The following is a 24440-nucleotide window of genomic DNA, read 5'->3' as shown; positions in this document are numbered from 1 at the left end:
CAACCATGAGAACCACATCCACGATCACCGTGCGCACGCGCCGCCACCGCGCCCGCGGCTGGAAGCGGCGGGGGCTGCTCCTGGCGGGCGCGGCCGGGGCGGGGGCGGCCGCGATGGCGGCCAGGCGGGCGTTGCGCAACCGGCGTCCAGGTGCCGTCCCCTGGTACGCGGTCACCGTCGAGGTCGACCCCGCCGAGCTGACCGGCAGGGAGCGGCCGGACCTGCTCGCCCGGCTGGCCGAGCGGCACGAGGTGCGCATCACGCGGGCGCCGGGCGGCCGGGGCACCGAGATCGCGGTCCGCACCGCCGACGGCGCGACCAGGGAGCAGGTACGGGCGCTCAAGCAGCTCCTGGAGACCGGCGAGGTGCTGGTGGTGGAGGGGCAGCCGGAGGGCCGCCGCACCCCGCTCGGCCGCGCCGCCCGCCCGGCGCTCCGCCAGCTCACACGAAGGGGAGCCCGGTGACCGCCCGGCGCGCGCGAGGAGCACCCCGGGGAGAACGGCGGAGGCGCGCACGATGAGCGCGCCGTGCGGGCGAAGGAGGAGGGCGTGATGAGGGCGTTGTGCTGGACGGGCGTCAACGAGGTGGCGGTCGAGGACGTGCCGGAGCCGAAGCTGCTCAATCGGCAGGACGCGCTGGTCAGGGTGACGGCCAGTTCGGTGTGCGGGTCCGACCTGCACCTGCTGGACGGCTACGTCCCCGCGATGCTGAAGGGCGACGTGCTGGGCCACGAGTTCGTCGGCGAGGTGGTGGAGGTCGGCCAGGACGTACGGCACCGCCGGGTGGGCGAGCGCGTCACCGTGTGCTCGATCCTGGGCTGCGGCCGCTGCCACTACTGCCAGGAGGGCCTGTGGTCGCTGTGCGACAACACGAACCCGAACCCGGGCCTCCAGGAGAAGCTGAACGGCCACTCCAGCGCCGGCATCTTCGGCTACTCCCACGCCATGGGCGGCTTCGCGGGCAGCCACGCCGAGTACGTCCGGGTTCCGTACGCCGACGTCAACGCCTTCCCCGTGCCGGAGAACGTCCCGGACTCGAACGCGGTGTTCGCCTCGGACGCGGTCCCGACGGGGTGGATGGGCGCGGACCTCGGCCAGGTGGGCCCGGGTGACGTGGTGGCCGTGTGGGGCTGCGGCGGGGTGGGCCAGATGGCCGCGCTGGCGTCCCTGCGCATGGGCGCCGAGCGGGTGATCGCGATCGACCGCTTCCCCGAGCGGCTCGGCATGGCCGCCGCGCTTGGCGCGGAGCCGCTCGACTACGAGCGGACGGACGTGCTGGACGCGCTCAAGGAGCTGACCGGCGGGCGCGGCCCGGACGTCTGCATCGAGGCGGTCGGCATGGAGAGCCACGGCACCGGCCCCCAGTACGCCTACGACCGCGCCAAGCAGGCGGTGCGCCTGCAAACCGACCGGGGTCTCGCGCTGCGCCAGGCGGTGCAGGCGTGCAGGAAGGGCGGCACGGTGTCGGTGCTCGGCGTGTACGTGGGGATGGTCGACAAGTTCCCGATGGGCGCGCTGATGAACAAGGGCCTGACGATGCGCGGCGCCCAGCAGCACGGCCACCGCTACATCCCGATGATCCTGGAGCGGATGGGCCGGGGCGAGATCGACGCCTCCGCGCTGCTGACGCATCCGATGAGCCTGGACGACGGCGCGAAGGGCTACGAGCTGTTCAAGCGGAAGCTGGACGGCTGCGTCCGCGCCGTCTTCCGCCCGTGACCTGCACCGACATTTCACACGATCTCATGAACTCCGGCGTGGCAGCCGCCATCGGATACAGGCGTGAGATTCTTCGTCACCCAGCTGCTCCGCTTCGCCTGGGCGGAGGCGCGGTCGTGCACGTTCGCGCTCGCCATGTTCGCGGGCCTCGCCGCCTCGTCGGTGCTGCCGCTGCCGATCCCGCGTTACGACGCGCTGCTGCTGTACGCCGTCGCGGTGACCGCGCTGCTGCGCCTGACCCGCTGGGAGACCGGCGCGGAGACCGCCGTCATCGCCGCGTTCCACCTGGTGGGGCTGGCCTTCGAGCTGATCAAGGTGAGGCTCGGCTCGTGGAGCTATCCCGAGGACGCCTACACCAAGATCGGCGGGGTGCCGCTCTACAGCGGCTTCCTGTACGCGGCCGTGGGCAGCTACGTCTGCTCGGCGTGGCGGATCTTCGAGCTGCGGCTGGCGAACTACCGCACGATGCCGACGGCCCTCGTCGCACTCGCCGTCTACGTCAACTTCGTCAGCCAGCACTACTGGATCGACCTGCGGCTCCCGCTGGCCGCCGCGCTGCTGCTCGTCACGTGGGGCACGGTGGTGCACTTCACGGTGGGCGGCCGGCGCTACCAGATGCCGCTGGCGCTGGCGCTCGCCCTCATCGGCTTCTTCCTGTGGGTGGCCGAGAACATCGCCACCTTCCTGGGCGCCTGGCAGTACCCGTACCAGCAGGAGACCTGGCGTCTGGTGCACCCGGCGAAGTTCGGGGCGTGGGCGCTGCTGGTCAGCGTCACGTTCGTGATGGTCGCCTCGTGGCAGGCGAGCCGCGGCAGGCTGCACCTCGCCGCCTCGCGCGGCCGGGTGAGTGGCTGGGCGGCGCCGGTGCGCCGCGTGCCCTCATGAGACACGAACCGTCAATCTGCACGTCATCTCCGTGCGGTATCTTGAGCGGGTTCTTCCGGATGCCACCACGCCGTGGCCTCAGGGCGAGGAGGTGAGGCTGCATGAGCAGTCAACCTCCTAGTCGCACTCACTGAGCCGCCGACTTCCCCTTTCACCCGGCAGCGCCGCGCGCCTCCTCCGTCGCGCGGGCCGGGTCGTCGCCCCTTGAGTCTTTCCGGAGGTCCCTGATGATGTCCGATTGGCGGTCCCGCGTTCTGCGTCCCGTCCGCCGCACCGCCGCCGCCGCTCAAGCAGAGCCCGCGCCCGAGCAGTCGATGGACCCGCGTGGCCGCCGCCCGTCCGGTGACCGTGAGCTCGGCGCGCAGGTGCTCGACGCCGCCCTCTACCGCGACGGCCGGCGCCTCGACAGCCCGTCGTCGCCCGCCGACGTACGCGCCCGCCTGCGCGAGGAGCCGGGCACGATGGCCTGGATCGGCCTCTACCAGCCCGACGAGGCGCACCTCGCGGAGCTCGGCGAGGAGTTCGGGCTGCACGAGCTGGCCATCGAGGACGCCGTCGTCGCCCACCAGCGGCCCAAGCTGGAGCGCTACGGCGACACCCTGTTCGTGGTGCTGCGCGCCGCCCGCTACGACGACGCCGCGGAGGAGGTGGAGTTCGGCGAGATCCACCTGTTCTGCGGCCCCGACTTCGTGCTGACCGTCCGCCACGGCAACGCTCCCCCGCTGCACCCGGTGCGCGCCCGCATGGAGGCCGACCCCGGGCTGCTCGCCCGCGGCTCAGAAGCCGTCCTGTACGCCGTCCTCGACCACGTCGTCGACGGTTACGCCCCCGTCATCGCCGGCCTGCAGAACGACATCGACGAGATCGAGACCCAGGTCTTCGGCGGCGACCCGGGCGTCTCGCGGCGCATCTACGAGCTGTCACGCGAGGTGATCGAGTTCCAGCGGGCGACCAGGCCGCTGCTGGCCATCCTCGACGGCCTGACGGCGGGCTTCGACAAGTACGGCACCGAGGAGGAGCTGCAGCGCTACCTGCGCGACGTCGCCGACCACGCCACCACGGTGGCCGAGCGGGTCGACGGGTTCCGCCAGATGCTGGCCGACATCCTCACCGTCAACGCCACCCTCGTCACGCAGGCGCAGAACGAAGAGATCAAGCACATGACGGAGGCCAGCCTGGCCCAGAACGAGGAGGTCAAGAAGATCTCCTCGTGGGCCGCCATCCTCTTCGCGCCCACCCTCATCGGCACGGTCTACGGCATGAACTTCGAGGCCCCCGGCATGCCCGAGCTGCGCTGGACGTACGGCTATCCCTTCGCGCTCGGCCTGATGGCGCTGACCTGCCTCAGCCTCTATCTGATCTTCAAGCGCCGCGACTGGCTCTGAGCCCTACAGGCCCTGGGTCAGGGCGACGATCACCGTGATCAGCGCGATCGGGCCGAGGATCGCGGTGTTGACCACGACCGCGCTGCTGCCGGGCAGCACGCGGGCGAGAGCGCCGGAGGCGACGCGGCGCACCCGGCCGGCGCCGGGCAGGGCGAACAGGCCGATCGTGAAGACCCCCGCCGCCAGCGACTCGGCGTGGCCGGCGCTCAGCAGGCCGGTCATGTTCAGGAGCGTGCCGGCGACGAGGCCGAACGCCAGCGACAGGAGCAGGTGGCCGACCGCCACGAGCGCGGCCCTGAAGACGTCTTCGCGCTCCTCGTCGAGGAAGTGGCCGGCGACCCGCAGCGCCAGCGAGAGCCCGGCCGCGATCAGGCCGACCGCGACCGGCTCGAGCACGGTGAACGCCGCCAGCACGACCAGCACGAGCACGCCGGAGAAGCCGCTGCTCTTCATGAATCTGCGCAGGTCGAACGGCTCGGCGGGCGGCGCTGGGCGCGGCGGCTCCGGCAGGGGGTCCTGCACGGTCTCCGCCGCGGTGGTCGCGGGGTGCCGCTGCTCGTGGACGCTCGTGGCGTACGCGACGGGCGGCAGCAGGTCGGAGACGGCGTCCATGGTGAGCGTACGGTCGGCCCGCGTGGCGGGGCGGGGGCTCCCGCCGTCGGGGTCGAGCTCGGCGGCCATGCGGGCCAGCTCGCGCGCGGCGGGCCGCTCTGTGGGGTCGAGGGTCAGCGCCCTGGTCAGCCAGCCGCGCAGCCACGCCGGGGCGTGCTCGGCCTGCCAGCGGCCCTCCATGGTGTTGAAGCAGACGGACTCGAACGTCCCCGTGCCGAACGGCGGCAGCCCCGTGGCGGCGAAGAACACCGTCGAGGCGAGCGCGTGCACGTCGGCCGCCTGGGTGACCAGCGACTCGCGGATGATCTCGGGCGCGAGGTAGCCGGGCGTTCCGACGAACATTCCCGTCTGCGTCAGCCTGGCCGCGTCGACCAGGTGCGCGATGCCGAAGTCGATGACCAGGGGCGCGCCGTCGACCATCATGACGTTGGACGGCTTGAGGTCGCGGTGGATCACCCCGGCCGCGTGGATGTCGACCAGCGCCTGGCACAGCCCTTGGGCGAGCCTGACGACGTCGTGCGGGCTCAGCGGGCCACCGGTCAGCACGGTGTCCTCGAGCGTGCGGCCGTTGGCGAAGCGGGTCACGACGTAGGGCCGGCCCCCGGCCAGTTCGGCGTCGAGCACCTCGGCGACGAAGCGGCTGCGTACCCGCCGCATGGTCTCGACCTCGCGGAAGAGGCGGTCGCGCGCCTTGAGGTCGGCGGCCACGTGCGGGTGCAGCACCTTGATCGCTACGTGCCGTCCCGCCTCGTCGAGACCGAGGTGGGCGACCCCCATGCCGCCCTCGCCGATCTTCCTGAGCACTCGGTAGGGACCGAGTTGTTCCTGCGCCTGCGTGCTCATCCTCGACGTCATCCTCCGTGTTCCCCCGTTGGCCGCTGGTCGTCCGTACAGGACGGGACATTGTCCCGCATCTCCGCCTTTCGCCACGCGTTGTTCACCCTTCCAACGCCTGGGCGGGCCCGCAAGGTTTCCCGCCGCAGCACTTCTCCGCACCGGTTTTCCCGTCCGGTACGGGGTTTCCGGGCGTCTGGAACCCGCGAGCCGATTTCTTCCGGGTTATTGACGAAATTTGCGCGACTTCGGCAGACTCTCCGGCAGGTCGCGGCGAGCCGCGGCGGATCACCGCAGTGGGAGGACGTACTGATGACTGGTTCCGACAACGGCGCGCAGGTCGGCCGGAGGGCCTTGCTGGCCGGCGTGGCAGGTCTGGCCGGGACGGCGGCGCTGCCCGCGACGGCGGCTCAGGCGGCGCCGGGACGCTATCCCGCGAACTGGCCGCAGCAGGAGCCGTACGGCATTGCGGACACCCGGCCCGACCTGTGGCCCAGGGAGGACAACTCGTTCGTGCTGCCGCTCGAACTGCGCCCCCGCGACCGGGAGCTCGGCCGGGTGTGGATGCGGGACACGTACGTCAACTGCTTCATCGTGCGCGGCCGCCCGCTCTATGTCGCGACGGGCACCACGCGGGTGCCCGGCCTGGAGGCGGCGGGCCCCTGGAACGACGGCATCTTCGTGTGGACCGCGCCGTCGCTGAAGGGCCCGTGGCGGCTGGCGGACACCACCCGCATCAGGCCGGACGCGGAGAAGGGCAAGGTGTGGTCGCCCGAGTTCGCCGGCGAGAACCGGGAGGGGCGCACGGTGGTGGCGCCGTGGCAGGAGTACTGGACGGACGACAGGTTCGGCAAGCGCGGCCAGGCGTGGGCGCCGGAGGTGCACTACTTCCGCGGCAAGTGGTACATCGTGGCCTGCATGGGCGACCACTCCCAGAAGGTGGGCTCGTTCCTGCTGGTGAGCGAGGGCGGAGTCGAGGGGCCCTACCGGCTCGCGGAGGGCAACCTGGACAAGCCGTTCGGCGAGTCCTTCGTCGGCGGCCCCGCGTTCATCGAGCCGGGCGCGTACCACCACATCGACGGCAGCCTCTACAGCGAAGGCGGCGAGGCGTGGCTGGTGCTGCACAACCACCTGTACGCCAAGTTCCGCGACGACATGGAGGACATCGTCCCGGCCACGGGGCTGCCCGCGTTCCAGCAGCAGCCGTACGCGCCGGAGCCATACCTCGAAGGCGCGTACGTCTTCAAGCACGAGGGCAAGTACTACCTCCTGCACGCCGCCTGGGACCGCACCTCCACCAACCCCGACGGCAGCACCCGCTACGCCTACGACCCCGGCGGCGCCGGACGGACGCAGTACCAGTACGACGCGGTGATCGCCGTCGCCGACCGGTTCGAGGGCCCCTACTCCAAGCGGTGGACGCTGGGCGTCGGCGCCGGGCACAACAACGTCTTCCGCGACCACGCCGGACGGTTGTGGGCCACGTTCTTCCGCAACCCGAACGTCGGCTACTGGGCCGACCCGTCCCGCGTCGGCGACGCGGCGGTGGCCGGCGTGGTGCGGCTGGAGTGGACGGGGCCGCGCGGGAACCGTCTCTACGTCCAGCGCTGCCACGGCCGCTGACCCGGCCTTGCTCTACAGGCTGTAGAGTGACGCGGACCTAGGAAAGGGGCGAAAGTGCTGCGCTGGTTCCGGATCGCGGCGGTGGCCGAGGCGTGCTCGTGGGCGGGCCTGCTGGTCGGGATGTTCTTCAAGTACGTGACCGAGACCGGCGAGCTCGGCGTCAAGGTGTTCGGGCCGATCCACGGCGCCCTGTTCGTGCTCTACGGGCTCGGCGTGCTGCTCTCGGCGCGGGAGGCGGGCTGGAGCCGCGGCGCGATCGTGCTCGGGCTGGCGTGCGCGGTGCCGCCGTTCACCTCGCTCTGGTTCGAGCGCCGCATGGCCGCCCGCACCCCGCAACCCGCCTGACCCACCGCGCTCAGGTGCGGGCGCCGCATGGCCGCCCGCACCCCCCGCGATCGGCCTGACCCACCGCGCCCCCGGCCCGCTGAGGCCGGGGGCGTTTTTCAGGTGTGCACGAATTGTCGTGCACGACTTATGATGCACATATGCCGGAAGACGACATGGCCGACCTGGGCGCGGCCAAAGCGCTGGCCAACCCGCTCCGGCAGCGCATACTCAGGGAGCTGGAGCTGCTCGGCGAGGCCACCTCCACGACCCTGGCCGCCCGCCTGGGCGTCACCACCGGCGGCACCAGCTACAACCTGCGGATCCTGGCCGAGCACGGGTTCGTGGAGGAGGTGCCCGAGCGGGCGCGCGGCAAGGAACGCTGGTGGCGTTCCGCGCGCCGCAGCGTACGCTTCGAGCCGCGCGGCGCGCAGGAGCCCGCCATGCGCGACGCCGTCGACCTGCTCGCCGAGGTGTGGTTCGGCGAGGACAAGGAGCTGCTGGCCCGGCTGGACGAGGTCCGCGACCAGCTGGGCCCGTGGGCCGCCGCGCGACCGTTCTCGCGCGGCGTCATCACGGTCGACCTCGACGAGCTGATGGCGTTCTTCACCGACTATCTCGCGCTGCTCAAGCGCTACCAGCGTCCGCACGGCCAGGCCGCGCCCGGCGCGCGCACCGTGCACACCAGGTTCGTCGCGTTCCCCGACCCCGAGGAGGGCGCCACCGGCCGACACGACTGACGACGATGATCCGGGCCGCCGAGCGGCAACTCGGCGACCCGGGCTCTGCGAAAGCTGCGATGCCTCGCCACCAGGCGAGTTCCTCATGCTCACACCTTTCCTCGTTAGGAGAGCACTCCATGCTGTCCGTACGCAAATCAGCCGGATTACTGCTGCTGGTCGCGCTGCTGGCGCTGCTCCAGCCCGTACGCCAGGCCGCCACCGATCTGACCGCCACCGATCCGACCGCCACTGATCTGACCGCCACCGACGTGAGCTTCACCAGCGACGGCCGGACGTTGCACGGCACGCTGCTCGCCCCCGCCGGCGCCCGCGGGCTGCCCGCGATGGTGCTGGTCGCCGGGTCAGGGAGCACGTCGCGCGCGGCGTACCAGCCGGAGGCGGAGGCGTTCGCCAGGGCCGGGGTCGTCACGCTCGTCTACGACAAGCGGGCCGGCTACTCGCGCGCGACCACCTCGTTCGACGACCTCGCCACGGACGCGCTCGCCGCCCTGGACCTGCTGCGCCGCCGCCCCGAAGCAGATCCGCGGCAGACGGGGCTGTGGGGGCACAGCCAGGGCGGCTGGGTCGTCCCCCTGGCCGCCGCACGCGCGGACACGGTCGCGTTCGTGGTCACGGTGGGGGCCGGCGCCCTGCGTCCTGATCGCACGCAGCTGTGGAGCAACCGCGCCCACCTCGCGCACGCCGGCGTCGCCGAGCGGCTGATCGACCCGATCGGTACGCGGCTCAGCCGGGTGCTCATGGCGGCCGGCCTGTTCGGCGACACCGGCAACGACCCCGTCGCGAACCTCGCCCGCGTCCGCCGGCCGCTGCTCGCCGTCTTCGCCGAGCACGACCGCTCCACCGCGCCCGGGGAAAGCCTGGCGATCTTCCGGCAGACGCTGGAGCGCGGCGGCCACGGGCACTACGCGCTGAAGGTCGTCCGCGACGCCGACCACGACCTGCGGGCGAGCCACGACGGCTTCACCCGGGGCTCCGGGTTCGCGCCCGGGTACGTCGACACGGTCGCCTCCTGGGTCAAGGGCCTCGCCGCCGGTCCCCCGGCCGTGGTCGCCGACCCGCCGCCCGCCCAGCCGTTCGCCAGCCGGCCGGTCGCGGCGCCCGCCTGGCACGAGTCGCCTGTCCTGCACGTGGTGGTGTTCGCGGCGATGCTCGCGGCGTTCGCCTGCTACGGGATCGGCGGCGCCGTACGCCGCGTGCGCGGCCGGGCGGGCGACGACCGGGGAACGGTGGCGCGGTGGGCGCCCAGGGTGGTGGCCGCCGGTGGGACGGCCGTGCTGGTCGGAACGCTCCTCTACCTGGGGTCCGTCGTCATGACGGGCGCCACGGAGGTGGACGCGGCGGTGCTCGGACGGCCTCCGTGGTGGCTGGCGCTGCAACTCCTCACCGCGCTGACCGTGGTCGCGGGCGTGGTGAGCGCGGTCGGCGCCCAGCGGTCCGGCTTCCGGCGGGGCGGTTTCCGGCGGGGCGGTTTCCGGCGGGGCGTGCTGCTATCAGGGGCGCTGCTGCTGGTGCCGTGGGCGGCGTACTGGGGGCTGCTCACCCCATGAGAGGGCTGGGCCCGCTTCCGGTGCGATCACCGGAAGCGGGCCCAGCAGCCCACGACGAGATGGGTGGCCGACGTCCTGCTCGGCCCCACCCTGCTCGGCCCCACCCTGCTCGGCCCCACTCCGCTCGGCCCACCCGCGCGGGTGCGCGGTGGCCGCCCCGCCACCGCCAGCGTCAGGCGCCGACGGTGGCGGGGCGCTCGCGCGGGGCGCTGCGCCGCCGGTGCTCGCCTTCGACGTGCTGCTTCAGCCGCGCGAGATCCTGGCGCAGCTTGTGGCCGGGGTCCGCGCCGAGGAGCCTGGCGATCGCGTGCCCGGCGGCCCCCACCACCGGGTTGTACGTCAGCCGCACCTGCACGCGGGTCCTGCCCCGCCCCCTGTCCACCAGCCGCAGCGACCCGGTGTGCGCGATGAGCTGCCCCTCGGTGGACTTCCAGGCGATCTCCTTGCCCTCGTCACGCTTGGTCTCGGTGGCGTCGAAGCGGATCGGCACCCCGGCCGGGCCCTTGATCATCCAGTGCGACAGCTCACCGTCGGGCGAGCGGCGCACTTCGTACACGTCGGGCATGACCCGGGCGAAGACCGAATAGTCGCCCACCAGCTCCCAGATGGCCTCGGGCGGGGCGGCGATCTCGACCGCCTCGCCCACGTCCACGGCCCTCCGGCCCGCGTTGATGCCGGTGAGCCTGCGCAGCGGCAGGTTGGTCAGCGCGCGGGCGGCCACGGCGACGCCCGCCGTGCGGACGACCCAGGAGAGCGGGCCCGGCAGGCGGCGGGCGGCGGTCAGCGCGTACGCGGCCGCCACCCCCGCCATGAACCTGGCGCTCGGCGACCAGCGCTGCTGCAGCAGCTCGGGCACGGGCTCGCGGGGCCGGCCAAGCCCCTGCAACGTGGGCACGCCGGTCGGGTCGAGGTGCGGGGTCCAGCGGGCCACGACCGACTGGACGCCGGGAATGCGGCGCACGGCCTTCCTGGCCCGCTCCTCCTCGCCGGCCAGCAGGTCGCCGTCCAGCGTCACCACGTGGTCCTCGACCGTGACATGGACGGCGTGCGGGTGGCTGACGTGGCGGCCCAGCTCGGCGCGTACCCGCTCGGTCAGCACCCGGTCGTCGGCGGAGCGGCCGCTGACCTGGTAGCGCAGCGCGGCGCCCGCGCCGCGCCCGCGGTTGCCCAGGTCGCGGCTGAGCACGCCGGCGCCGTCCCGCACCTCGTGCGTGGCGTGCGCGGCCTGGTCGCGTACGCGCGCCCGGCGGGCCCGCCCGCGCGCGGGGTCCAGCAGGTACACGGCCGCGGCCCCCGCGCAGGCCCCCGCCCCGGCCGACTTGAGGACGATCGGAAGGCGTGACCGGCCGTCCCCCGCGCTTACGTCGCGATAGGTGCTCATTACTCCCCCAGTTCGCACCCGGCATCATGCTCGCGTTCATGCTCGCGGAGGGCCGCTACCCGCCCATGACCTGCGCTAACCGAGGCGCGCGCCGACTCTGCGTGACGACGTATTCACGGATGACCACCGGAGCCGTAAAGTGTCAGGATGACTGTCGTGATCACGCGGCCGGTCCGGCCTGAGCAGCTTCCTGTCGGCGCCGTGGTCCCCCGTCTCACGAGGTTCCCGCGCGCGGGACGTGTTCCCCTCCCCCAGCAGCCGTACAGCTGACGCACGACAAGGACCCTTATGTCACAGATCAGTCCCCCCGGCCCTGCGGAAACGGGCAGCGACGGCCAGCCCGCGCTCAAGCGGGTGATGGGCCCAGGTCTCCTGCTGCTCTTCATCGTCGGCGACATCCTCGGCACCGGCATCTACGCCCTGACCGGCCAGGTGGCCGGCGAGGTGGGCGGCGCCGCGTGGCTGCCGTTCGCCATCGCGTTCATCGTCGCGCTGATCACGGCGTGCTCCTACCTGGAGCTGGTCACGAAATATCCGGAGGCGGCGGGAGCTGCGCTCTACGTCCATAAGGCGTTCGGCAAACACCTGCTGACCTTCATGGTGTGCTTCGCAGTGATGTGCTCCGGCATCACCTCGGCGTCGGCGGCCTCGCGGGCCTTCGCCGCGAACCTCGCCACCGGCTTCGGCTTCGAGGCAGGCAACACCGTCATCCTGCTGATCGCGATGGCGTTCATGCTGCTGGTGCTGGCCGTCAACCTGCGCGGCGTGGGCGAGAGCGTCAAGGTCAACGTGGTGCTCACCGCGATCGAGCTGTCCGGCCTGCTGCTCGTCATCGTGCTCAGCCTCTACTTCATCACCGGCGGGCAGGCCGACTTCTCCCGGGTGGTGGCGTTCGAGACGCCCGAGGACAAGAGCGTGTTCCTCGCGGTCAGCGCGGCCACGTCGCTGGCCTTCTTCGCCATGGTCGGCTTCGAGGACTCCGTCAACATGGCCGAGGAGACGAAGAATCCGGTCAAGATCTTCCCGCGGATGATGTTCACCGGCATCGGCATCACCGGGCTGATCTACGTCCTGGTGTCGATCTGCGCGGTCGCGGTGGTGCCGGTCGGCAGGCTGGCGGAGAGCGAGACGCCGCTGGTGACGGTGGTGGAGACGGCGGCGCCGGGGGTGCCGATCGGCGAGCTGCTGCCGTTCATCTCGATGTTCGCCGTCGCGAACTCGGCGCTGATCAACATGCTGATGGCCAGCCGCCTGCTGTACGGGATGAGCAAGCAGGGCGTGCTGCCGCCGTTCCTCGCCAAGGTGCACCCGGCGCGGCGCACCCCGCACGCGTCCATCGTGTTCACCACCGGCATCGCGCTGCTGCTCATCGCCTACGTCTCGCTGGTGCCCGACAGCCCGGTCGTCGCGCTGCTCGGCGGCACCACGTCGTTGCTGCTGCTCGCGGTGTTCGCACTGGTCAACGTCTCCGTCCTGGTGCTGCGCCGCGAGGACACCGGAGTCGAGCACTTCAAGGCGGGCCGGGTCCTGCCCGTGGTGGGCGCGGTCACCTGCCTCTACCTGGTGCTCCCCTGGTCCTCCGGCCGCCCGGCCGGCCAGTACGAGATCGCGGGCGTCCTGCTGGCGGTCGGCCTGCTCCTGTGGGGCCTCACCTGGTGGTCACGAAGAAGATCCTGACCCCCAGGCACCAGGGCCGCTCCCACCGGGGGCGGCCCTTTCATCGGGCCGGAGGCACGGCCGCCAGGTTCACCACCCGCAGCCCGTCGCCCTGCCGCCAGGCGATCACCCCGTCTCCTCCCGACCACTGGGTGAGCGGCGCGAAGGAGACGAGCCGGTCGGCCCGCGCGTCGTAGACGCCCTGGTGCCCGATGAAGAACCGGTCCCGGTGACCGGGCTCCCGCAGCCCTTTCCGTACGCGTACGTCGCGGCCGTCCACCCGCTGCACCACGGCATCCTGACCGCGAGTTCCCACGCACCAGGTGGGCCCGCATCGCAGCCCTTCGACGCCGTGCGCCGCCCGGATCGTCACCTTCCTGCCGGTCTCCAGGTTCACCATGCGGGTGGGGTTGTCGCGCAGGGCGAGCGGCTCGTCGGTGGCCCAGGGCCAGCCCGCGAGCTGGAGCCCGGCCGACCGGGGCACCCTCTCGGGCCTTCCACCATCGAGGCTCAGCCGCCAGACCCCGCCGAGCGGGCTCGACCAGGCCACCTGGTCGCCCGCCAGCGCCAGCCGGTCGGGCTCGCCCGCCGCGCCGGGCTGCACGCGGCCGGCCCGCCGCGCCTGCCCGCTGCCGCGCAGCGGCGCGACCCACACCCAGCCCCCGCTCAGCCAGGCGGCGTGCTCCTCATCGACGGTCAGCGCGCGCATGTCGGCGGGCGGGGTGAACACCGCACCGAACCGCCCGGTCGTCACGTCGTAGACGCCGATCTGCCCCGGCTCGTGCCTGACCAGCAGCCGCGTGGCGTCGATCGCGGCCAGCGGCCGGTAGCCCGCCGGGATGGTGACCATCGCGTCCGGCCACACCCGCTCGATCTCCCGCCCCGCCCCACTCGGAAGACCCGTCGCCCGGTCCCCCTCCGTGCGAGCACCGTCCGTTGCAGAGCCGTCCCTTGTAGAGCCGTCCGTTGCAGAGCCGTACGATCCCGCGCCGTCCGTTCGAGGGCCGTGCGCGCTCAGGACAGGGCGGAGCGGTGAGGGCCAGGTGACCGCCGCTCCCCAGCCGAGCGTGATCGCGCACGCCGCCGCCAGCACCGCCCGCGCCCGTCGGTGCCGGCGACGGCGCCGCCGCTCCGCCAAGCCGGCCAGGAGGTCGTGTTGCGGCGCGCGATCCGCGATCATCCGCAGCGTCTCGGTCACCCGGGCCTCGATCAGCTCGTCCTCGGTCCTCATGCGAGCCTCCCCGACAGCGCCTGAGCGCGGACGCGGAGGGTGGCCAGCGCCCGCGAGGCCTGGCTGCGTACGGTCGCCTGGGAGATCCCTAGGATCGCGGCGATCTCGTCGTCGCCCAGCCCTTCGTGGTACCGCAGCACCAGCACCGCCCGCTGCTTCGGCGGGAGGGCGCGCAGGCGCTGCCAGACCTCGCGCAGGTCGTGCTCGTCCTCGTGGACCGGCGAGGGCACCTCGTCGGTGAGGTGCTCACACCGGCGGCGGCGCCACCAGGTCACGTGCTGCCTGGCCATGATCGTGCGGACGTACCCCTCCGGGTCGTCCTTCCGCCTGACCCGGCGCCAGGTGGAGTTCAGCTTGAGCAGGGCCTCCTGCACCAGGTCGGCGGCGTCGTCGGCGTTCCCCGTCAGCACCAGGCCGTATCGCAGCAGCGCCGGCCCCCTGGCCCGGACGAAATCCTCGAACTCCACCTCCCAGGGACGCCCGGGCGGCGGCTTGCGTTGCAAAAACCTGTCAGCCGGCCCTGGTGTAGATGAGCTTGAAGTCGTGGCGCCAGGTATGGCCGTCCTCCGAGACCTCCCAGGCGCCCTCGATCGTCTTGCCGTCGGCCGTGACCGTGCCGCGGTAGCGCTGGGCGAAGGCCGGGTCCGCGCGCCAGAAGCGCAGCTCGCCGTCGTCGAGGGTCATCAGGTAGTCGCGGGTTTCGCCGCGCGAGTCGTGGTAGTGCTGGACGAACACCTCGGGCTGGTCGCTCAGGCCGATGGCGCAGAGGCCGTCGGGGGCGTCGGGGTGGTCGTTGGTGAAGGTCTGGGCGAGCACCCGACGGCCCTTCAGCCAGGCGAACGTGGTGCGTCCGTGGCCGACGACCTCGGGGCTGCCGGGGCCGAAGAAGCCGGCGTCGAAGACGGCGGCCGTCGCCCACTCCCCCACCAGCACGTCGAGGCGGTCGAGGGCGGGTGAACGGCCGGACGGCAGGTCGGCGGGGGTCATCTTCTGCTCGCTCATCGCGGTGGGTCCTCTCGTCGCGCCGGAGAACGGGCTTACGGAAGGTTGGACCGTCCGCGGAGCGAGAACTCATCGGCGGGCACGCGAGAGCCCGGGCACGGTGAGGTGCCCGGGCTCAGGGAACGCGGGTCAGGCGGCGACGATGTTCTCCGCCTGCGGGCCCTTCTGGCCCTGCACGACGTCGAAGGAGACCTTCTGGCCCTCCGTCAGCTCGCGGTAGCCGCCGTTGGCGACGATGTTGGAGTAGTGGGCGAAGACGTCGGCGCCGCCGCCGTCCTGGGCGATGAAGCCGAAGCCCTTTTCCGAGTTGAACCACTTCACGGTGCCAGTAGCCATGTCGATCTCCTTAGATATGCGCAGATCTGACGGAATCCGCACCTTGCGGAATCCGTGTCGCCACGATGTGCCCATCCGGAAATGACCGGCGAACAAAAAATGCGCCCGAAGATTACAATCCGTCAGGCGCACACAAAGTCTTTTATGGGAACCACAACTGCAACGCCATCAGGCTAGCACACCCCCTCGGCATTGACGCATTGTGAGTGTCGTCCATTTATCGGGGCTTGTGCGGAATTTAAGAGGTTTACTCCGCATTCCGGGAGGGGAAAGCGGTCACGCGGTCTGGGCCAGCAGGGCGCGGGCGCGCACGGCGCCACCTGGCGAGAAGTGCGGGTTGATGGACAGGGCGCGCGTCAGGTGGGTGCGCGCCCAGGCGAGGCGGCCGCGGGCGTACTCGATCTCGCCCCGGTGATAGGAGAAGAGCGCGTTGCGCCCCCCGAGCGTGGCCGCGCGGGCGGCGTACCTGGCGGCCTCGGCGGACCGGCCGGCCCGGTGGAGCGCCCAGGCCAGCGCGTCGGCGACCTCGACGGCCTGCCGCCGCGCCCATTCGAGCCGCAGATGCCGTACGGCGGCGCGCGCGTCACCGTGGTCGGCCTGGAACACCCCGATGGCGTAGTGGTCGGTGTCACCGTTGGCGGCCAGCACCTTGTGGTGGGCCACGAACGCGGCGTACTGCCGCCTGGCCTCCTCGCGTTCGCCGAGGTGGTCGAGCAGCTCGCCGTACTCGACGGCGTAGGCGGGCGAGCGGGCGACGGCGGTGGCGTAGTCGCGCCTGGCCTGGTCGGGGTTGCCGAGCGCGGCCTCCGTACGCGCCTTGCCCGCGCGGGCGGGCACGTGTCCAGGGTCGGCGGCGAGTGCCTGCGTGTACGCCGCCCGCGCCGCGGAAGGGTCGCCCTCGTGCCAGGCGAGATCACCGAGCCGCCACTGGCAGATGGCGTACTCGGCGGGGTCGCCCGCGACCTGGCAGGCGCGGCGCAGCAGCTCGCGGGCGGGCCCGACGCGGCCGCGGAGGTGTTCGACGCGGGCGGCCCTGGTGAAGGAGGCGAGGTCGGGGCGGCCGTCGAGCATGCGGCGCAGCGCCCGCTCGGCCTGGTCGTAGCGGCCCAGCGCCAGGTAGGCGTCGGTGAGGACGCCGTAGAGCGCCCAGCTGCTGGGAGCGGCGGTGCGGGCGCGGGCGGCCCAGCGGACCGCGCCCGCGTGGTCGTGCCGGGCGTTGGCCAGCTCGCCCATGCCGATCAGAGCCTCCACGGAGGGCCTGCCGAGCCGCAGGGAACGTTCCAGGGCGGCCTCGGCCTTGGCGTGGAAGGAGGTCTCGGCGGTGCGGAGTGCCTGCCGGAGGTACAGATGGCCGAGGTTCGCCCAGTCCGCCGCGTCGCCGGGGTGGCGGCTCAGGCGGCGCTGGGCGGCCTCGATGCCGTCCGGCAGGTCGTGCGGCGTCCAGCCCACGGGGCCCGGCGGCGGCTCCTCCTGGCGCAGGAGCCCGGTGGGGGCGTACATGGCCATCAAGGCACAGGCCACCAGCACGCATCCCAGCAGGGGCAGCACGAGCCGTACGCGTTTCATCTGATCGGGGTGTCCTCGTGGTGGGGGATGAACGGGACGGGAAGGTCAGGACGTGCGGTGGATGGCGGCGCTGACGAGCTCGATGCCGCGCAGGCCGGGCGACGTCCCGGCGGGGACGGGCCGGCTGGGCGTGCCCTGCCAGGCGATGGCGAGGTCGGCCCAGTGGGCGCCGCCGCGCAGGCGGGTGCCGAGCTCGCGGTTGAGGTCGTCGGCCCAGCTCTGGTGCAGAGTCAGGGCGACCTTGCGCGGGCCGGCTCCGCCGCCGTGCCGGACGAACGTGCCGGGCGCGAGAGCCTCGCGGAGGCTGAAGCCGGCCAGTGTCAGCTCGCCACGCGGCCGTGGCCGCCCGTTGACGGCAGGGGTGGCGAGGAGCCCGCTGCCGCCGGTGGCCGCGAACACCATGCGGAAGGTGTCGATCTCGTACGTCACGTTGGTCTCGGGGTCGGAGAACGAGAAGCCGCCGGGGTGGCAGATCCGGCCGCTGGGCGTCGCGACGGTGTCGTACCGCTCGCCGACCGGCGTCCACAGGGCCTTGCCGCCGTCCACCAGCTCGACCGGGCCGAGCGCGGAGAGCCCGATGCCCGCCCGCCGCAGCTCGGCGAGGAAGCCGGGCGAGAGGGTCAGCTTCAACCCGCCCTCCCTGGACAGGTAGCTGCCGACCTGCCCGTACGCGAGGCAGCCGGTGCCGACCGGGGCCGCCGCGGCAGGCCGAGCGGCGGGCTGGGCGGTGAACAGGAGGGCGGCGAGGGCGGTGCCGCCCGCGATCAGGGACGCACGGGTCGAGCGCATGCTTGCTGCTCCTTCGGGGGAAGAGCCGGGGGGACGGCGCCGGGGGTGTCCGCACCGGCGCGCTTGGTCGATTACGGTGAGTAGTTATACCACCGCGTTACGCATCGGCGGGTGCGGTTATCCCAGCTCGCCTGCACCTTGGCGTGTTGATGAAAATCAATATGTCGGGGTGCGGTAAGTGCCGTAAATCCTGCGGTGACCTCGATCACATGGACGAAAATCAACGTTGACGCGCCCATGGGGCAGGCCGGAGAGTGCCGGTATCGGAGGAGGTTCATCACATGATCAGCACCACCGCGCCGGCGGGCAATGGACACGGCATCGAGGTGCCCAGGGGGCTCAGCGGCGTCGTCGTCACCGAGACGCGCCTGAGCGACGTCCGCGGCCGTGAGGGCTTCTACCACTACCGCCAGTACTCCGCGATCGAGCTCGCGGAGAAGCGCACGTTCGAGGACGTCTGGCACCTGATGCTGCTCGGCGCGCTGCCGTCCGCCGAGGACCGGCGGCGCTTCGTCGAGCGCACGCTGCCGCTGCGTCATGTGCCCGAGGCGCTGCGGCCCCTGCTGCCCGCGCTGGCCGCGCCGGGCGGCGGCCCGCTGGACGCCGTGCGCGGCGCGGTGTCGGCGGCCGGCTCCGTGCTCGGGCTGCGGCCGCTCTACGACCTCGGGCCCGAGCAGCGCCTTGACGACGCGCTGCTGGTGAGCGCGCTGACGCCGACGCTGCTGACCGCGCTGCACCGGCTCTCGCTCGGCCTGGAGCCGGTCGAGCCGCGCGACGACCTGACGTACGCCGCCAACTACCTCTACATGCTCACCGGCGAGGAGCCGGAGCCCGCGCACGCCAGGGCGATCGAGCAGTATCTGATCTCCACGATCGACCACGGCTTCAACGCCTCCACCTTCACCGCGCGGGTGATCGCCTCGACGGGCGCCGACCTGGCCTCCTGCGTGGTGGGGGCGCTGGGCGCGCTGTCGGGGCCGCTGCACGGCGGCGCCCCGAGCCGCGCCCTGGACACCCTCGACGCGATCGGCACACCCGACCGCATCGACGCCTGGGTGCGCGATCGCGTGCTGGCCGGCGACCGCATCATGGGCTTCGGTCACCCCGTCTACCGGACCGAGGACCCGCGCTCGCGCATGCTGTCGGGCATCGCGCGGAGCTTCGGCGGCGACCTGGTGGACTTCGCGCACGAGGTGGAGCGGCGGGTCATCGAGATCCTGGCCGAGCTGAAGCCGGGCCGCGACCTGCACACCAACGTCGAGTTCTACGCGGGCGTGGTGATGGAGCTGTGCGGGGTGCCGCGCTCGATGTTCACGCCGACGTTCGCCGCCGCCCGTACGGTCGGGTGGTGCGCCAACATCCTGGAGCAGGCCGCCGACAGCAAGATCATCCGACCGGCGGCGCGCTACGTGGGCGACACCCCGCCGCAGCCGGTGCCCGCCTGACGCTGGAGCCTTCACCCCTGAGGCGGGGCCGAGGGTGGGCGATCCGCCCTGGCGCGGGCTCAGGCGGGCGCCGCCTGAGCGCCGCCTGAGCGCCGACTGGGCACGGTCAGGCGGGGGCGCGCATCGTGTACGCCGCCGCGCGGATCGGGTGGTGGAACGTCATCTCCTCCCCCGCGAACAGGCGGCGCGGCAGGTCGATGTCCGGGACGACGCCGTCGCGGGCCGGGGTGCCGTCGGGGCGCAGCGCGTCCATCGGCAGGTCGGGCGGGAAGTAGCGGCCGTGCCGGCCCGGCGGCAGCTCCGCGCCCTCGACCGGGTCGGGCGCCGTGGGCGCGAACGTGTCCCGGTAGGCCCGCGCGGGCCACGTCCTGATGGTGTCGGTACGTGTCACGACCACCCGGCCCTCCAGTCGCTGTCGATCGGTCATGGCGCGCTCCAGGTCCAGCGTCCCGCGGGGAGGGTGCCGGCGACGGGCATTGTGCGGAGTTCGTCCCGGGTGGCGGTGACCGGGGCGCGGTCGTCCATGGCGTGCGGCCCATCGCCGGGCGGCCGTGATCCGGCTCGCGGGGCGGGCCGTTGTGCCTGCGCCGCGGCGCGCGATAGCCTGCGCACGGGCGTTCAACTGGTGGAACGCCCGCGGTTTGGTCGAGTGAGGTGCTGGTGGTAACGGGTAGGGTTCTGCGGTTCGATCAGGTTCGGGGTTATGGGTTCATCGCGCCGGACACCGGCGGTGCCGACGTCTTCCTGCACGCCAACGATCTGCTGGACGACAAGCACGCCGTACGGCCCGGCACGGTCGTGGAGTTCCGGCTGGAGGGCGGCGACCGGGGGCTGAAGGCGTCCGACGTCCGCATCGTCGGGCAGCGGGCCGCGGCCTCGCCTTCGCACTCCCACGAGAGCTCCTACGAGAGCTCCTACGTACCCTCCCATGAGGGCAACGCGGGCGACGACCTGTGTGAGGTGCTGTCGGAGTCGGAGTTCAAGCGGGAGATCACGGAGCTGCTCATCACGACGGTCCCGACGCTGACGGGCACCCAGATCGTGGCCATCAGGCAGGAGCTGTCATCGCTCGCGAAGAGCTACAAGTGGGTCGAGAGCTGACCCTGGGCCGGTAACCGGTCAGGGCCGGGGGCCTGTCCCCGGGCTGAGAGCGCCGGGTCCAGGCCGGGCGGCTCAGGCGTCGGTGTGGGCCCTGAAGCGTTCGTGGGCGGCCTGCTTGGAGATGCCCATCGCCTCGCCGACCTCCGCCCACGAGGCGCCCGCCGCTCTGGCGCCCGCGACGGCCTGATCGAGCAGTGTGCGCTGCCAGCTCTCGACCTGCGACAGCAGGGCGAGCGCGGCGAGCGGGCGGTCGCCGGCCAGCCGGACGATCTGCTCGCACAGCAGGTCCGACTTGATCACCAGCTCCTTCGGCGGCGCGGCGGCGAGCAGCGGCGGCACGTGCCTGCTCCACCACCGGTATTCGGCGTCCTTGGCGCCCTCGGAGGTGGGCGGCAGCTGGCGGCGGTCGCTCCATCCGCACGAGCACGAGGCCCGGTAGCCGACGAACGTCTTGGTGAAGACGGGCGAGGTCGGGGCCTGCTCGCCGCCGGGGAGCACCGGCGCGGCGAAGCCTTCGTGGTCGGGGAGGTCAGCACACCTGAACGTCATAGTCGTCAAGAATCCCTGACGATTTCGTTGGGCGCAACTCGATCGTGCTCAGGTGAGCCTGCGGGTCAGCTCGGCGGCCAGCCGCCGCCAGTGGTCCTCGACGTAGAAGTGGCCGCCGGAGAAGCGCTCCAGGTCCAGGCCGGCGGTGGTGTGCTCGGCCCACGCGCGGACCTCGGACTCGGTCACCTTCGGATCCTCGGTGCCCAGGAACGTGGTGATGGGGCAGCTCACCGTCGCGCCATCGGTGCAGCGGTAGCGCTCCACCGCGCGGTAGTCGTTGCGCAGCGCGGGCAGCACGATGGAGACGAAGTCGGCGTCCGCGAAAGCGTGCGCGGCCGACGGGTTCAGCGCGCTCACCTCGGCCACCAATCCCTTGTCGTCGAGCCGGTGCACGCCGTCGTCGCGCGAGCGGGACGGCGCCCGCCTGGCCGAGGCGAACAGCCGTACGGGCGGGGCCTGGCCCTTGCCTTCCATGAGCCTGATCACCTCGAACGCGACCGTCGCCCCCATGCTGTGGCCGAAGAAGGCGACCGGGCCGTCCAGCAGTGGGGTGAGCACCTCATGGATGCGCTCGGCCAGCACGAAGAGGTCGTCGATCATCGGATCGGCGAAGCGGTCCTGCCGCCCCGGGTACTGCACGCCGTACACCTCGACGAACTCCGGCAAGCTGCGCGCCAGCGGAACGTAGTAGCTCGCCGAGCCGCCGGCGTGCGGGAAGCACAGCAGCTTGACCGCGTGCCCGGAGGCCGGGCGCAGGGAGCGGATCCACGGCTCGCGGTCGGCGGCGGCGCGGGCGGGCATGTCGTCCTCCAGGCGGGTGGCACGAATCATCAGAAGTCCACCCAACTTACGCCGATCTCTGTGCCCGGCGCTCGCCTACAATGAGGCCATGATCGGCGCGATCCCGGTGTCCACGTGATCGACCACCTCCTTCCCCCGCAGGTCGTCGCGGTCGAGTCGCGCGGCGACGACTATCCGGACGGCGGCCTGTTCCCCGAGGAAGAGGCGCTGGTCGCCCGGGCCGTCGCCAAGCGCCGCAGGGAGTTCACCGCGGCCCGCGTCTGCGCCCGCCGGGCACTCGCGCAGCTCGGCCGGCCGGCGGCGCCCATCCTGTCCGGGACGCGGGGCGAGCCGCTCTGGCCCGACGGCATCGTGGGCAGCATCACCCACTGCGACGGCTACCGAGGGGCGGTCGCCGCCGACTCGTCGGCGGTGGCGTCCGTCGGCATCGACGCCGAGCCCAACGGGCCGCTGCCCGACGGGGTGCTCGACACGGTCGCGCTGCCCGAGGAGGCCGCGTTCGTCAGGAAGCAGGCGGACGACGGCGGGGTGAGCTGGGGGCGGCTGCTGTTCTGCGCCAAGGAAGCCGTGTACAAGACCTGGTACCCGCTCACGGGCCGGTGGCTCGGCTTCGAGGAGGCCCGCATCGACCTCACCACCGACCCGGTCACGGCGCCGGGAGCGACGCCGCCGGCGACGGGATCCGCGGCGGGCGCGGTCGCCGGGGGCTTTCGTGCGCGGTTGCTCGTCGACGGGCCGCAGGTCGGAGGGCTGGCGGTGCAGGAGTTCTCCGGGCGGTGGCTGGCGGCCGAGGGGCTGGTTCTCGCGGCGATCGTGCTGCCCGCCCCCGCCGGATGACGGTTCATGACGTCCGGCGGATGCGGATGCCGTGGGGGTCGGCGCGTTCGACGCCGCCCGCGTCCACGTTCGTGATGGGGATCAGGCCGCGCACCTGACCGGTCCTGCCGTCGCCGGTGAGACGGAGGATCAGCAGGCCGGGGTCGGTGCCGTGGGAGGAGTGCGGGTCGCCGGAGAGCGGGTTCGGGCCGCGCGTGGAGGCGAACGCCCAGGCGCGGTCCGGTGACGAGGCGAACAGGTCCACCGTCGGGTCGGCGCTGAACCGCGACGTCAGCGGCACGGTGCCGGCGTGCGCGCCGGTGCGGCCGTCGAAGACCTCCGCCACGTTCGCGTCCCTGTCGCCCACCCAGACGTACCGGTCCTTGGCGCTGACCAGGGTGCCGTGCGCGTCGCGGTCCGGCGCCTCGTCGTCGTAGAGGCGCTCGACGGGCGGCGTGTTCGGCGGGTTCGCGGCCGAGTAGCCGGTGCGCGGCAGCCGGAAGACGCTGAACTGGTCGAGGTTGGCCGGGGTGCCGCCACCCCCGTCGCCGAACACCCGGCCGTGCGCCTCGGCGAAGCCGCAGCCGTTGGCGGGCACGTGCGCGGCGTCGTACTCCCCGGCGATCGCCATCGGCGTACGGCGCCAGTCCACGACGAACAGGCCACCGCCGCGCAGGCTGATGAACACGGGCCCGTCGTCCGAGGCGATGAACGGGCAGATCGGCGCGTTGTCCGGGCGCAGCCCAGGGGCCTCGCAGGGGGCGCCGCTCGGCGTGGTGCAGCCGGCGAGGTCGAGCGTCGCGGCGGGCTCCTGGGTGAAGGTGTTCGTGGCGTAGTCCGTACGGATGCGCTCCAGCTTCTTGCCGTTCTGGTTGGCGATGATCAGGTGGCGGTCGTCGCCCGTGGGCCACAGCGCGTGCGCCTGGCGGGCGCCGCCCGCGCCTGTCTCGGTCGCGAAGCAGGCGAGCGGCCGCCTGGCGGGGGCGTCGAAGACGACCACGTGCCCGCTGGCGACGAACGCGAGCGCCGCGTGCGTGTCGCGCCGGCTGAAGACCAGCATGTGCGGCCTGACGGGGTCGCGGCCCGTGCTCGCCCGGCACAGGGCGGACGTCGCGCCGCCCAGGTCGATCACGTCCGACGGGCGGGCGTCCGACAGGCGGCGGGTGACGTCGTGGCCGTCGTAGATGTGGATGGTGCCGCCGTGGGCGAGCCCGTTCGTGTCGGACTGGTCGACCAGCCAGATCTCGTACGCCTCCCGCCCGCCGGGCGCCGCCGCGGCCCCCATGGTGAACGCCAGCAGCAGCGCGGCGAACGCGGCCCGCCACCTCATACCCCGCATGAGCACCCCTCCGGCCCGTGAGCATCCCCCGCCCGGAGTGTCTCCGCGATCCCCTTCCGCGACAAGAGCCGATTTTTCCGGAGATCAGGTGAAGGGCTGGGCCACCTGGTCGAGGGCCCGGGAGACCAGCTCGGCGAGCTCGCGGGTCTCGTGCTCCGCGCACCACTGCTGGCTCGCCACCCGCAGCGCCGCCATGAACACGGCGGCGACGAGCCGGGGCTCGACGGGGCAGTCGCGTTCGGCCATCGCCTCGCTCAGGTCGTGCTCCAGCCGGATCCGGCCGGCGACCTGCCGGGCGAGCAGGGACGGGTGCCGCATGGCGAGGCGGGCGCGCAGGTGCCACTCGCGGTCGGGCCCGCCGTACTCCTCGAAGAGGCTCTCCACCGCACCGCGCAGCGCGAGCCAGGCGGAGCGGTCGCGGGGTTGCGCGCGCACGAGGTGGACGAGGGTGCCGAGCATCTGCTCGTCCCCGTACAGCAGCGCGTCCTCCTTGCCGTCGAAGTAGTTGGAGAACGTCCGCCGCGAGATGTTGGCGGCGTCGGCGATGGCCTCGACGGTGACGTTGTCGAGCCCGTGGTCGACGGTGAGCCGCAGCGCGGCCTCGTGCACCGCCCGCCGCGTCTCGGCCTTCTTGCGCTCGCGCAATCCTGCTGTACTTCCCATGGTGCGCCACAGTTTACCCACTGGGAATAAATGCTCAATGCGCAAAGTTGCCACCTGAGCATGTAAAGTATCCCAGTTGCTTCCCTTAACACCC

25 protein-coding genes are annotated in these 24440 nt (G+C 72.5%); 12 read left to right on the top strand and 13 right to left on the bottom strand.

What is annotated here, in order from left to right:
* The first annotated feature begins 5 nt into the window (after positions 1-5).
* The 4 genes from AB0K28_RS15135 to AB0K28_RS15120 all read left to right on the top strand — a co-directional run bounded on the left by AB0K28_RS15135 (position 6) and on the right by AB0K28_RS15120 (position 3988).
* Positions 6-464, top strand: coding sequence for a hypothetical protein (locus AB0K28_RS15135; protein WP_364369625.1), 459 nt, complete (start codon positions 6-8; stop codon positions 462-464).
* An 87-nt stretch (positions 465-551) separates the two neighbouring features.
* Positions 552-1718: a zinc-dependent alcohol dehydrogenase gene (locus AB0K28_RS15130; protein ID WP_364369672.1), complete on the top strand. Its 1167-nt coding sequence runs from the start codon at positions 552-554 to the stop codon at positions 1716-1718.
* Between the two features lie 63 nt (positions 1719-1781).
* A complete protein-coding gene (locus tag AB0K28_RS15125; RefSeq protein WP_345400362.1) occupies positions 1782-2603 on the top strand; it encodes a DUF817 domain-containing protein in 822 nt (273 codons plus the stop codon).
* A gap of 227 nt (positions 2604-2830) precedes the next feature.
* A complete protein-coding gene (locus tag AB0K28_RS15120) occupies positions 2831-3988 on the top strand; it encodes a magnesium and cobalt transport protein CorA (protein WP_364369622.1) in 1158 nt (385 codons plus the stop codon).
* A gap of 3 nt (positions 3989-3991) precedes the next feature.
* On the opposite strand, the gene AB0K28_RS15115 is transcribed toward AB0K28_RS15120, so the two are convergent.
* Complete coding sequence (locus tag AB0K28_RS15115) at positions 3992-5443, bottom strand: protein kinase (protein WP_364369619.1); 1452 nt, start codon at positions 5441-5443, stop codon at positions 3992-3994.
* A gap of 303 nt (positions 5444-5746) precedes the next feature.
* On the opposite strand from AB0K28_RS15115, the gene AB0K28_RS15110 reads away from it, so the two are divergent.
* The 4 genes from AB0K28_RS15110 to AB0K28_RS15095 all read left to right on the top strand — a co-directional run bounded on the left by AB0K28_RS15110 (position 5747) and on the right by AB0K28_RS15095 (position 9671).
* Positions 5747-7057, top strand: a complete 1311-nt coding sequence (locus tag AB0K28_RS15110; RefSeq protein ID WP_364369616.1) for a family 43 glycosylhydrolase — start codon at positions 5747-5749, stop codon at positions 7055-7057.
* Positions 7058-7111: 54 nt separating this feature from the next.
* Complete coding sequence (locus AB0K28_RS15105) at positions 7112-7402, top strand: DUF3817 domain-containing protein (RefSeq protein WP_345400348.1); 291 nt, start codon at positions 7112-7114, stop codon at positions 7400-7402.
* Between the two features lie 140 nt (positions 7403-7542).
* Entirely contained in the window at positions 7543-8121 is a 579-nt protein-coding gene (locus tag AB0K28_RS15100) for a helix-turn-helix domain-containing protein (RefSeq protein WP_345400345.1), read from the top strand.
* Between the two features lie 119 nt (positions 8122-8240).
* Complete coding sequence (locus AB0K28_RS15095) at positions 8241-9671, top strand: hypothetical protein (RefSeq protein WP_364369612.1); 1431 nt, start codon at positions 8241-8243, stop codon at positions 9669-9671.
* A 172-nt stretch (positions 9672-9843) separates the two neighbouring features.
* Here AB0K28_RS15095 and AB0K28_RS15090 read toward each other — a convergent pair whose 3' ends face one another.
* The gene (locus AB0K28_RS15090) at positions 9844-11052 is read right to left on the bottom strand and encodes an SRPBCC family protein (protein WP_364369609.1); all 1209 of its coding nucleotides are present in this window, start codon (positions 11050-11052) and stop codon (positions 9844-9846) included.
* A gap of 288 nt (positions 11053-11340) precedes the next feature.
* Here AB0K28_RS15090 and AB0K28_RS15085 point away from each other — a divergent pair, with 288 nt between their 5' ends.
* Positions 11341-12729, top strand: a complete 1389-nt coding sequence (locus AB0K28_RS15085; protein ID WP_364369606.1) for an APC family permease — start codon at positions 11341-11343, stop codon at positions 12727-12729.
* A 40-nt stretch (positions 12730-12769) separates the two neighbouring features.
* Here AB0K28_RS15085 and AB0K28_RS15080 read toward each other — a convergent pair whose 3' ends face one another.
* The 6 genes from AB0K28_RS15080 to AB0K28_RS15055 form a co-directional block, all read right to left on the bottom strand.
* Positions 12770-13939 (bottom strand): hypothetical protein, encoded by a 1170-nt coding sequence (locus AB0K28_RS15080; RefSeq protein ID WP_364369603.1) that lies wholly within the window; start codon positions 13937-13939, stop codon positions 12770-12772.
* On the bottom strand, positions 13936-14406 hold the full coding sequence (locus AB0K28_RS15075) for a SigE family RNA polymerase sigma factor (protein WP_345400327.1): 471 nt from the start codon (positions 14404-14406) through the stop codon (positions 13936-13938). The genes AB0K28_RS15080 and AB0K28_RS15075 overlap by 4 nt, the downstream gene beginning before the upstream one ends.
* Before the next feature lie 43 nt (positions 14407-14449).
* Positions 14450-14941, bottom strand: a complete 492-nt coding sequence (locus AB0K28_RS15070; protein ID WP_364369600.1) for a hypothetical protein — start codon at positions 14939-14941, stop codon at positions 14450-14452.
* 129 nt (positions 14942-15070) lie between these two features.
* Positions 15071-15277, bottom strand: coding sequence for a cold-shock protein (locus tag AB0K28_RS15065; RefSeq protein WP_139637865.1), 207 nt, complete (start codon positions 15275-15277; stop codon positions 15071-15073).
* A 276-nt stretch (positions 15278-15553) separates the two neighbouring features.
* The gene (locus tag AB0K28_RS15060; protein ID WP_364369597.1) at positions 15554-16843 is read right to left on the bottom strand and encodes a tetratricopeptide repeat protein; all 1290 of its coding nucleotides are present in this window, start codon (positions 16841-16843) and stop codon (positions 15554-15556) included.
* Between the two features lie 45 nt (positions 16844-16888).
* Positions 16889-17632 carry a hypothetical protein gene (locus AB0K28_RS15055; protein ID WP_364369594.1) on the bottom strand — a complete coding sequence of 248 codons (744 nt, stop codon included), beginning with the start codon at positions 17630-17632 and terminating at the stop codon, positions 16889-16891.
* Positions 17633-17913: 281 nt separating this feature from the next.
* On the opposite strand from AB0K28_RS15055, the gene AB0K28_RS15050 reads away from it, so the two are divergent.
* On the top strand, positions 17914-19077 hold the full coding sequence (locus AB0K28_RS15050; RefSeq protein WP_364369591.1) for a citrate synthase/methylcitrate synthase: 1164 nt from the start codon (positions 17914-17916) through the stop codon (positions 19075-19077).
* A gap of 106 nt (positions 19078-19183) precedes the next feature.
* Here the strand turns inward: AB0K28_RS15050 and AB0K28_RS15045 are convergent, their stop codons facing one another.
* Positions 19184-19504 carry a hypothetical protein gene (locus AB0K28_RS15045; protein ID WP_364369588.1) on the bottom strand — a complete coding sequence of 107 codons (321 nt, stop codon included), beginning with the start codon at positions 19502-19504 and terminating at the stop codon, positions 19184-19186.
* Between the two features lie 233 nt (positions 19505-19737).
* Between AB0K28_RS15045 and AB0K28_RS15040 the strand changes: the two genes are divergently transcribed.
* On the top strand, positions 19738-20178 hold the full coding sequence (locus AB0K28_RS15040) for a cold shock domain-containing protein (protein WP_345400309.1): 441 nt from the start codon (positions 19738-19740) through the stop codon (positions 20176-20178).
* A gap of 72 nt (positions 20179-20250) precedes the next feature.
* Here the strand turns inward: AB0K28_RS15040 and AB0K28_RS15035 are convergent, their stop codons facing one another.
* Together AB0K28_RS15035 and AB0K28_RS15030 are read right to left on the bottom strand one after the other, a co-directional pair.
* On the bottom strand, positions 20251-20727 hold the full coding sequence (locus AB0K28_RS15035) for a hypothetical protein (protein ID WP_364369585.1): 477 nt from the start codon (positions 20725-20727) through the stop codon (positions 20251-20253).
* A gap of 48 nt (positions 20728-20775) precedes the next feature.
* Positions 20776-21558, bottom strand: coding sequence for an alpha/beta fold hydrolase (locus tag AB0K28_RS15030; protein ID WP_364369582.1), 783 nt, complete (start codon positions 21556-21558; stop codon positions 20776-20778).
* 84 nt (positions 21559-21642) lie between these two features.
* Between AB0K28_RS15030 and AB0K28_RS15025 the strand changes: the two genes are divergently transcribed.
* Positions 21643-22365, top strand: a complete 723-nt coding sequence (locus AB0K28_RS15025; protein WP_345400299.1) for a 4'-phosphopantetheinyl transferase superfamily protein — start codon at positions 21643-21645, stop codon at positions 22363-22365.
* Positions 22366-22369: 4 nt separating this feature from the next.
* Here AB0K28_RS15025 and AB0K28_RS15020 read toward each other — a convergent pair whose 3' ends face one another.
* The gene (locus AB0K28_RS15020) at positions 22370-23683 is read right to left on the bottom strand and encodes a hypothetical protein (protein WP_364369578.1); all 1314 of its coding nucleotides are present in this window, start codon (positions 23681-23683) and stop codon (positions 22370-22372) included.
* 84 nt (positions 23684-23767) lie between these two features.
* A complete protein-coding gene (locus tag AB0K28_RS15015; RefSeq protein WP_345400290.1) occupies positions 23768-24346 on the bottom strand; it encodes a TetR family transcriptional regulator in 579 nt (192 codons plus the stop codon).
* Positions 24347-24440: the final 94 nt, after the last annotated feature.

The sequence above is a fragment of the Nonomuraea sp. NPDC049504 genome (assembly GCF_040676845.1).
GTDB classification, from domain to species: domain Bacteria; phylum Actinomycetota; class Actinomycetes; order Streptosporangiales; family Streptosporangiaceae; genus Nonomuraea; species Nonomuraea salmonea.
The sequence above is the reverse complement of the archived record's forward strand: the minus strand, read 5'-3'. Positions and strand labels throughout refer to the sequence as shown.